The sequence below is a fragment of the Calditrichota bacterium genome (genome assembly GCA_016867835.1).
Taxonomy (GTDB): domain Bacteria; phylum Electryoneota; class AABM5-125-24; order Hatepunaeales; family Hatepunaeaceae; genus VGIQ01.
The window spans coordinates 1-6,515 of sequence record VGIQ01000138.1 but is presented as its reverse complement, the minus strand read 5'-3'; the positions used below and the strand labels follow the sequence as shown (position 1 = coordinate 6,515).

Below are 6,515 nucleotides of genomic sequence, written 5' to 3'. Positions count from 1 at the left end.
ATAGTTTGCCCGCAGATACGAGCCATTCCGCCACCTGCAAACGGGCACGAAGCGCCTACGGCGGCTTCGGCCCCTACGTTAACACCCATGAAACGTCCTGCAAGGCTACCTCATCATGACCGCCTTGACAGCGAGGGACCTGGAGCCGGCCTGAAGGCGGAGGAAGTAGATGCCGGAGGGAAGTGTGAAAGTGCTAAAGTGTGAAAGTGAGAAAGTATGGTTCCCAGGGGATAGCGGCCCGTCGTGCAAGCGGAGGACTTCCCGTCCGTCGAGCGCGTAGAGGCCGATCCGGACGGGCATGAGACCCCCTACCTGCGCACTTGGAGGGCGGACATTCTTGTCCGCCCTTAGGGCAGGCAGGAATGCCCGCCCTCCAAGGTCAATCGTCACCGTCGCTCGATCATTGAATGGATTCGGAGCAATCGTAAGCGAGAGGGGATCATCATCCCCGCTTCCCCCCTCGTCATCCCCGCGCAGGCGGGGATCCAGTCCCGCACTTAGAGAATGGACATTCACCACCCACCTCTGCACGTCCTCCTCCCATTCCTCCTCGCCGACCTGCTCCCGCGCATAGCCGCTCACAACAAATCTGCCGGTGTCTTCGAAAGAAATGGACAGAGTGGACTGAGTAGACAGGGTGTCGGCTTCGTCAAGCGTCCACCAGAACTGGATAGAGTCGTTGTTGGCATTGAAGGGGATCAGTTCGAAGGTCGATTCCTGGCGAGGCTCGAGGGAGATTTCGGGGGTATTGGGCTCAAAGGCCCGGATGACGCCGCGCACCTGAATCGCCCACTGGATGGAGTCTGCCGGCACGGGATCGACGTTCGGATCGAAGACCTTGGCCTTCAGGGCAAAGCCGCCGGTCCGGGCGAACGCGTAGGACCGGATTCCGATCCGGTCATCCCCTCCCACTTCCTCCCACCTAACCGCTGCCGAGTCGTAGAGCATCCACTCATATCGAAGATTTTCCATATCCCCGATGTAGGCGACGGAGTCGAGGGCGAAATCGATCTCGGAATTGCGTTGTAAGGTGAGGGATAGAGTGTCGGGGGTGTGAGAGGCGATGATAAGGTCGGAGACCGCTATGTGCCAGTTGATGGCGCGAGTGTCGTCTTCGTCGGATACTTCGCAGCGGACGAGGTGCTCGCCTAACTCGTCGAAGCGCACTCGCACCAAAGTGTCGCCCTGCGCCTCGAGACGCATGTCATCATAAGTCCAATGGTAGTCGAGGTCGTCGAAGTAATCGCTATGGGCAACTGCAGAGAATTCAATCTCCGTCCCGGGCAAGACCGTCAATATGGTGTCTTCAGGGGAGTATGATATGAACCGGGGACCGAGAAAGTCGGGTTCAAGTTTCATAAGGAAACCATCATATCGATTATCTTGGCGTAACGGAACTTGCCCGCATGCCACGAATTCACCCACCTGATTAACAACTACCGCTGTCGGATTGGCCTGCCCGCCCCCGAAACGCTGATCGGCGGAGAAGTCATAGAATGCGCGCCATCTTATTGCACCTTCAGAGTTGATGCGCAACGCCAACCCACCATATTGTGGTCGGCTGATTTGTCCAACGAGCATGTAACCGCCATCGGACGAACGAACTATGTCGTTGTAGGTGTCATCTCTAATGTCACGATAAACTCTTGTCCATTGAACCTCGCCATTACTGTTAACATTAATCAAGATGGGAGCATAATCATTCCCCGTCACATATCCCATCGCAAGAAATTCTCCAGAAGCAGCGGAGGTCATTCTGAAGATATCAATCGTGAAGCCTCCATTCAAAAAGTTCTCCCAAATAACATCTCGACCTTCTAGATCAACCTTAAGCAGCCAGGGAAAACCTTGCCATGCATTATTGCGTGGTTCCCGAATTGCTCGTCTACCGCATGCTATCACTCCATTCTGAGCCTCTCTAATCGCCTTAATCTCGCAGTTCCCTTCACGGCTGTAAACTCGACTCCAGATTTCATCGCCTTCGCTATCTGTGCAGAGCATTGCGCCGGAGGATACCTCTGCCGGACCGCGGCCTGCGAATAATAATCTGCCATCCTTCAGTTCGATGACTGCATGGAACCTGCCAACGTCATAAGTGCGGCTCCATATTATCTCGCCGTCAGAGTCGATTTTCATTCCGTGTTGATACCCATCGCTGCAACCAGCGATTACAAAATCGCCTTCGTCGGTTTCGATGATCGAGAGTGGATATGCGCGCTGTTCAAAGTCGTATAATTGGCTCCAAATGACCTCGCCTCTATCATTAGTCTTAACAATAAAAAGGTCTCCCCAGGCTATTGAACCCAATGCTGGTGTTGCTCTGGTAGAACCGCACATGATATAACCATTGTCAGAAACGGCGTAAATGTCCTGGAAGCGTTCGTTGGCACCAGCACCGTAATGTTCTAAAAGTGCCACCGGCGGTTGGGCAAACGACTCGCACACAATTCCGACAGGGATCAGAATAAAGATAGATGTCGATCTCAAGTCACTCTCACAATGGGGAATGGCAGGCATTACCCTCGAGTGAGGCAGCGACGCCACCTCCCTCGCAGAATATGGCACTCATAAAAGGTCGAAGTCTGGCTCCAGAACGTTGTCGTTCTGGAAATCGACATCATCGCCATCCTGAATCGTAGAGGGGTTGAACCGGGTGAGGGGGGTGGCAACCACTTCCCAAGTTACTGATGCTGCGTCGCAGGCGAAGTCGATTTCGAAAGTGGCGCGATCATTCTGATCTACTTCGATAAAGACCATCGGCACTTCATCGAGGATGCCGCCGAGAGCGTCACGGGTGATGAGGGTGAGGGTGACTCCAGCGTTGTCCTCGTAGTTCTGGACGAACGCGCGAAAGAGAGTCGCCTCGGCCTCACTCGGCGCGGCGAAGAGGGTGAGGACCGCCAGCAGAACCAGTTGAGCGGTCGCGAAGATCGAACGGTGGGACATTACGTCCTCCTTGCAGTAGGGTTGACGTTGAGCCCGAGCCGTAGCCCGAGCCGTAGCCCGAGGCAAGGTTTTCACAAAATACGGCTGTGAGAGGAAGATGTCAAGGGATTTGGCGAGTCCGCCCAAAAATAGTTTGCCCGCCGATACGAGCCGATTCCACCCTTCTGCAATCGGGCACGAAGCCGCACATATCGTCTTCGGCCCTTACGTTCACGCCCATGAAATGCCCTCCAAGATTAGCGCATAAGAACGGCTTTAACGGTGCGGGAATGGGAGCCGGTCTGAAGGAGGAGGAAATAGATGCCGGAGGGAAGTGAGAAAGTCTGAAAGTCTGAAAGTGAGAAAGTGTGGCTCCCGGGCGATAGCTGCCCGTCGTGGAGGCGGAGCACTTCCCGTCCGTCGAGCGCGTAGAGGCTGAGCCGGACAGGAAAGAGACCCCCCATTTGCGCTCTTGGAGGGCGGGCATTCTTGTCCGCCCTTAGGGCGGGCAGGAATGCCTGCCCTCCAAGATCGATCATCACCATCGCCTGGTCATTGAACGGATTCGGCGCAATCTGCAAACTAATATCTTCAATTTCCAAGTCTCCTTCATTCCGCATTCCGAATTCCGCATTAAGCATTCCCACATTGACCGCCCACCTCTGCACATCCTCCTCCCACTCCTCCTCGCCGACCTGCTCCCGCGCATACCCACTTACTATGTATCTGCCCGTGTCTTGAAATGAAATGGACAAAGTGGACTGAGTAGACAGGGTGTCTGCTTCGTTTAGAGTCCACCAGTATTCAATCGAATCGTTGTTGGCATTGAAGGGGATCAGTTCGAATGTCGTCTCCTGACGCGGCTCGAGGGAAAGTTCGGGCACATTCGGCTCGAAGGCGCGGATGACGCCCCGCACTTGAATCGCCCATTGGACGGAATCGGCCGGCACCGGATCGACGTTCGGGTCGAAGACCTTGGCTTTCAGAGCATACCCGCTCGTCCGGTGGAACGCGTAGGACCGGATTCCGATCCGGTCATCCCCTGCCACTTCCTCCCACCTCACCGCCGTCGAGTCGTAAATCATCCACTCATAGCGCAGATTCTCCAAATCCCCTATATAGGCAACAGAGTCGAGAGTGAAGTCTATCTCGCTGTTGCGCTGGATCGAGAGATAGTGCGTGTCGGGTTCGTAGGCCTCAATCAGCAGGTCGTGTGCCTCGACCGCCCAATGCGCGGGCCGCCCTGGCAGCGTGTCTGAAACCTGACACTCGACCCGATATTCGCCTCGTTCGGGGAAGTCGATCCAGGCGGAAGAATCGCGTGAGACTTCATCATCATTTCGCAGCCAGAGGTAGTTGATGCGATCGCCCTGATAATCGACCGCGTGGACCCAAAATAGCAGCGTATCGCCGGTCAGGACGCGGAGCAGGCTGTCGGCGGGAAAGCGCTCAATGATCACCGGCGGTGAGCGGTCAGGGTAGAGTTTGCGGAGGAGCGCCGGTCCACCGGTTCCTCCGGCGATCACCGGGAAGCCCTCTCGATTTAGAACAACCGAACGATACCAATAATGGCCTTGGACTTCACTGCGCCACTGCAGATTACCCGCCGGATCGGTGCGAAGAACTAACGCCATCGCATCATCGTATTGTCCTACTGCAAGAAGCCCTCCATCACGCAGACGAGTAAGACTAAGTCCAATGGAAAAGTTGTTTTCACCTCGATTGTAGGTGCGCTGCAAGATCAAATTACCATCTATATCCACCAACCGTAGCACAGGCAATTGTCTGAAGTAGCCGGTCATTGCAAAGCCATTAGGCACCGTAATAAGCGCTGTCGCACCGCTTGGCTCCTCATAAATTCGACTCCAAACAAGATCTCCTTCGTTGTCAATCTTAACGAGGCGAGTGGTGTTTGTTGGCCCGTAATGACCAGAGAGATAGAACCCATCATCTTGAACTTCGCGTATAGAACTAAATGAATTAACGCCGCCTTCAAATTCCAAGCGAAGGTCCCATATGGGATCGCCTTCCTGATTGATCATCAAAGCATAAGCAGTATTATAGCCCACGCCGCCATCAATGCTCCCAGCCACAAGAAGATTTCCGCCTTTGGTTTCGATGATGGCATAGCTTGTGCCCCTGGATTGTTGATATGTGCGCTCCCAAAGGACTTCTCCCTCCATATTTAGTTTGGTAACGAAGAACCAAGCCTGCTCCAACTGACAATGACCTACCAAAGCCAAATCGCCATCATCTGTCTGAATCACTGAATGAAATACGCAATAGCCTGATCTGGCCTGGAATGGGTAGTAGCAGCGACTCCATATCAGGCGCCCATCATGATCGGTTCTAACGACCACGAAACGCGTGGAAGCGATGCGAATTCCGCCATATCCGGCACAAATGAAACCGCCGTCAGTTGTTTGGAATAGATCGTTAAATGTAGTGCGATTCTCATCAACTTCGTAATACCTAACCCATGCATCACGAGGTTGGGCGGCAGAAATGAAAGGGAGTGTCAGGGCAGCAGTTGCAAGCGCCAAGACAATTTGATTGTGGCGAGGCAGCATGGGAGGCGTCTTTCTTGAACTGGTTGGTAGAGGCGATATTGTGGCGGACTTGGCAGCCAAATGCGCCGCCAAGTCCACCACAACGGGCTTATCGGTGGTCGATTACTTCCCAATTGAAAGACAACAGATCGGGATCCATTTCGACGACCGGATCATCCGGCGACACCGGTTCGAGATAGGATGGAACGGCGATCTGGATGAGTGTGGCGCCGTCAGGAATCTCCCAGTGATATTCACCGGGGTTGGGACCCTCTGCATCCGCCGCTGCCCAATCCGTCCAGCCCTGGCCAGGGACAAAGAATCGTGCCTGCATCGATGCGCCTTGCACCGTATCCGGACCGTCCTCACAAACGTAGACCGTGAAATCTGCCAGCGCTTCCACAGGCACGGCGGCGAGGCAGACGATTGCGAGCAGCGCGAGGAGCGCGCAGGAGAGAGAGTTGCTTCGAGCCATTGTCATTCCTTAAGTATGAGGGTTGACGTTGAGCCCGGGCTATTGCAGCCCGAGCCGTAGCCCGAGCCGTAGCCCGAGCCGTAGCCCGAGCCGTAGCCCGAGCCGTAGCCCGAGCCGTAGCCCGAGGCAAGGATTTCACAAAATACGGCTGCAAGAGGAAGATGTCAAGGGTTTTTGCGAGCCCGCCCATAAATAGTTTCCCCGCGGATTCGGCATGACTCCGTTTCTATGCATTCGGGCACGAAGCGCCTACGGCGGTTTCGGCCCCTACGTTAACACCCATGAAACGTCCTGCAAGACTACCGCATCAAGACCGCTTTGACGGTGCGGGAGTGGGTGCCGGCCTGAAGACGGAGGAGATAGATGCCGGAGGGAAGTGTGAAAGTGCCAAAGTGCGAAAGTGCGAAAGTATGGCTCCCCGGGGACAGAGGGCCGTCGTGCAAGCGGAGGACTTCCCGCCCGTCGAGCGCGTAGAGGCTGAGCCGGACGGGCAAGAGACCCCCCACTTGCGCCCTTGGAGGGCGGACATTCTTGTCCGCCCTTAGGGCAGGCAGGAATGCCCGCCC

The 6,515-nt window shown here is 55.2% G+C and carries 4 protein-coding genes; all 4 read right to left on the bottom strand.

The features are described from left to right. Window positions 1–105 precede the first annotated feature (105 nt). Window positions 106–1,359, bottom strand: a complete 1,254-nt coding sequence (locus FJY67_10865) for a hypothetical protein (protein MBM3329949.1) — start codon at window positions 1,357–1,359, stop codon at window positions 106–108. Window positions 1,360–2,565: 1,206 nt separating this feature from the next. After that, the gene (locus tag FJY67_10860) at window positions 2,566–3,021 is read right to left on the bottom strand and encodes a hypothetical protein (GenBank protein ID MBM3329948.1); all 456 of its coding nucleotides are present in this window, start codon (window positions 3,019–3,021) and stop codon (window positions 2,566–2,568) included. A gap of 161 nt (window positions 3,022–3,182) precedes the next feature. Continuing rightward, a complete protein-coding gene (locus FJY67_10855) occupies window positions 3,183–4,727 on the bottom strand; it encodes a T9SS type A sorting domain-containing protein (protein ID MBM3329947.1) in 1,545 nt (514 codons plus the stop codon). Between the two features lie 856 nt (window positions 4,728–5,583). Next, a complete protein-coding gene (locus tag FJY67_10850) occupies window positions 5,584–5,949 on the bottom strand; it encodes a hypothetical protein (protein ID MBM3329946.1) in 366 nt (121 codons plus the stop codon). Window positions 5,950–6,515: the final 566 nt, after the last annotated feature.

Excerpts from the sequence above, each read along its gene's own strand:
- FJY67_10865 (MBM3329949.1), bottom strand. The coding sequence starts at position 1,359 with ATGAAACTTGAACCCGACTTTCTCGGTCCCCGGTTCATATCATACTCC.
- FJY67_10855 (MBM3329947.1), bottom strand. The coding sequence starts at position 4,727 with ATGACCGGCTACTTCAGACAATTGCCTGTGCTACGGTTGGTGGATATA.
- FJY67_10850 (MBM3329946.1), bottom strand. The coding sequence starts at position 5,949 with ATGGCTCGAAGCAACTCTCTCTCCTGCGCGCTCCTCGCGCTGCTCGCA.